Source organism: Mycobacterium sp. NAZ190054 (assembly GCF_001545925.1).
Classification (GTDB): domain Bacteria; phylum Actinomycetota; class Actinomycetes; order Mycobacteriales; family Mycobacteriaceae; genus Mycobacterium.
The window spans coordinates 1-3,150 of record NZ_LMVQ01000349.1; the positions used below are offsets into that span (position 1 = coordinate 1).

General features: G+C 71.8%; 2 protein-coding genes. Both read left to right on the plus strand.

Annotation, left to right across the window (positions count from 1 at the left end):
• The coding region (locus ASJ79_RS21380; RefSeq protein WP_369803731.1) for a DUF6049 family protein at nt 1–1,058 on the plus strand (1,058 nt) is incomplete at its 5' end.
• The coding region (gene murJ, locus ASJ79_RS21385; protein WP_082753978.1) for a murein biosynthesis integral membrane protein MurJ at nt 1,051–3,150 on the plus strand (2,100 nt) is incomplete at its 3' end. The genes ASJ79_RS21380 and murJ, both read left to right, overlap by 8 nt.

Below are 3,150 nucleotides of genomic sequence, written 5' to 3' on the forward strand. Positions count from 1 at the left end.
ACGCTGCCGGCCGGGATGGCACCCGCGACGGCATCGTGCGGGCCGTGTCGGCGACCGGTGCGGTGATCACCAGCGCGGGCATCGTGCTGGCGGCGGTGTTCTGTGTGCTCGGGGTGCTGCCGCTGATGTGGAACGCGACCCCCGCCGACGCGCAGGCGGTCCTGTCCACCGTCGCCACCAGCATCCGCGCCGAACTGGCGGTACCGCGCCCGCCGCCCGTGCTGATCAGCGAGGCCACCACCGCCGCCCGGGACGCGCCGCTGCCCTCCGGCATGCTCGGCAACCCCCGCGGCCGGTTCGACGACGGGGTGGTCTCCGGTATCTCGGCCGCGACCGGCCGGCTGTGGGGTTTCACCACGGCGCTGACCACCGACGAACGTACCGGGCTCACCGGCGACCAGTACACCGCGCCGCTGCGGGAGGATCTGCTGCGCGCGCTGAGCCTCTCGGTTCCCCCGGACGCCCGCAACGGATTGGCCCAGCAGCGTCTGACCCGGGTCCGGCGCACGGTCGAGGACCTGTTCAACGCCGTCACCATCGTCAACCCCGGCGGCTCCTACACGCTGGCCACCGAACGCAGCCCGATACCGCTGGCGCTGCGCAACGACCTGCTCGTGCCCATCCGGGTGCGGCTCGACATCGACGCGCCGCCCGGCATGACGGTCACCGACATGGGCGAGATCGTGCTGCCGCCCGGCTTCCTGCCGCTCAAGGTGCCCGTCGAGGTGCACTTCACCCAGCGGGTCGCCGTGGACGTCGCGCTGCGCACCGCCGACGGGCTGCCGCTGGGCGAACCGGTGCGGCTGTCCGTGCACTCCAACGCCTACGGCCAGGTGCTGTTCTTCATCACGCTGACCGGCGGCGCGGTACTGGTGCTGCTGGTCGGGCGCCGGCTGTGGCACCGGTTCCGCGGCCAGCCCGACCGCGCCGACCTGGAGGCCGACCCGACCCGGCCCGATCCGGTGGACGTGGCGCTGGCCTACGACGCCGAGGAACCCTCCGACGCGAAGAGCGGCAAACGCCGCACCAAGACCGCCCCCGGCGGTGACGATGCGTGACATCAGGCCGCACCGCCCGTCGGCGCCCGGCCGTCCCGCCGACCGGCCGGAGTTGTCGGACGCGGCGGTGGTGTCGAGGTCCTGGGGTATGGCGGTGGCCACGCTCGTCAGCCGCCTCACCGGGTTCGCGCGCATCGTGCTGCTGGCCGCGATCCTCGGCGCCGCGCTGTCGAGCGCGTTCACCGTCGCCAATCAGCTGCCCAACCTGATCGCGGCGCTGGTGCTGGAGGCCACGTTCACCGCGATCTTCGTGCCGGTGCTCGCCCGCGCCGAACGCGACGACCCCGACGGCGGAACCGCCTTCGTACGAAGACTTCTCACGCTCGCGACGACGCTGCTGCTGGTCGTCACGATCGTGTCGACGCTGGCGGCGCCGCTGCTCGTCGACCTGATGCTCGGGTCCGACCCGCTGGTGAACCGACCGCTGACCACCGCGTTCGCGTTCCTGCTGCTCCCCCAGATCATCTTCTACGGTCTGGCGTCGGTGTTCATGGCGATCCTGAACACGCGCAACATCTTCGGGCCGCCCGCCTGGGCGCCGGTGGTGAACAACGTCGTCGCGATCGTCACGCTCGGGCTGTATGTCCTTGTCCCGGGCGAACTCTCGATCGACCCGGTGGAGATGGGCAACGCCAAGCTGCTGGTGCTCGGGGTCGGCACCACCCTGGGCGTGGTGGCGCAGGCCGCGGTGCTGTTCGTCGCGCTGCGGCGGGAGCGGATCAGCCTGCGGCCGCTGTGGGGCATCGACGACCGGCTGAAGAAGTTCGGGATGATGGCGCTGGCGATGGTGCTGTACGTGCTCATCAGCCAGATCGGCCTGGTCGTCGGCAACCAGGTGGCCAGCGGTGCCGCCGCCTCGGGCCCGGCCATCTACAACTACACGTGGCTGGTGCTGCAACTGCCGTTCGGCATCATCGGCGTCACGGTGCTCACCGTGGTGATGCCGCGGCTGTCGCGCAACGCGGCCGCCGAGAACGGCCCGGCCGTGCTGGCCGACCTGTCCCTGGCCACCCGGCTGACCATGCTCACCCTCATCCCGATCGTGGCGATGATGACCGTCGGCGGCCCGGCGATCGGCAGCGCCCTGTTCGCCTACGGCAACTTCGGCGCCGTCGACGCCGGCTACCTCGGCATGGCGATCACGCTGTCGGCGTTCACGCTGATCCCGTACGCGCTGGTGCTGCTGCAGCTGCGGGTGTTCTACGCCCGGCAGGAGCCGTGGACGCCGATCGTGCTGATCGTGGTCATCACCGTCGTCAAGATCGCCGCGTCGCTGGCCGCCCCGCACCTGACCGACGACCCCGACCTCGTCGCCGGCTATCTCGGGCTGGCCAACGGGCTCGGTTTCCTGGCCGGCGCGACCGTCGGCCACCTGCTGCTGCGGGCCCGTCTGGACCCGCCGGGCGGACGCCTGCTCGGCACCGACGTGCTCCGCACCATCCTGGTCACCGTCTCGGCGTCCCTGGCGGCCGGCCTGACCGCCCATGTCGTCGACCAGCTCGCCGGTCTGGAGCAGCTGACGGTGCACTGGGGCGCGGCCGGCTCGCTGCTGCGTCTGCTGGGCCTCGGGCTGGTGATGGTGCCGATCATCGCTGGGGTGTTGCTGGCCGCGCGGGTGCCCGACGCCCGGGCCGCGCTGTCCGCGGTGCGGCGCAGGTTCGGAACAGGTAAGCCGTCGGTGGCCGCCGGGGTGCTCACGTACGCTGATCCGGGTAACCAGTCTTCGTTACGCCGACGTCAGCTTCCCCGGTCGGCGGCCCGAGGACCAGCGGCCGAGGTGGCCGGCGACGGGAGGCGGAAAGGATTCGCGGTGAGCGACGAACCCACCAGCGGTTCCCCGGCGGACCACGACTCTGCTGCCACCACACGCATCGACCGACCCTCACCTGACGACTTCCGACCCGATGTGCCGGAGTCCGCCGGCGCGCACGGGCGTCCCGACGAACCGACGACGACGATCCCGGCCGAGCCCACCGTCGAGACGTCCGTCACCGAGGACGTGCACCTGATCCCGGGTGCGACGGTCGTCGACGGGCGTTACCGGCTGCTGGTGTTCCACGGCGGACCAGCGCGGCTGCAGTTCTGGCAGGCC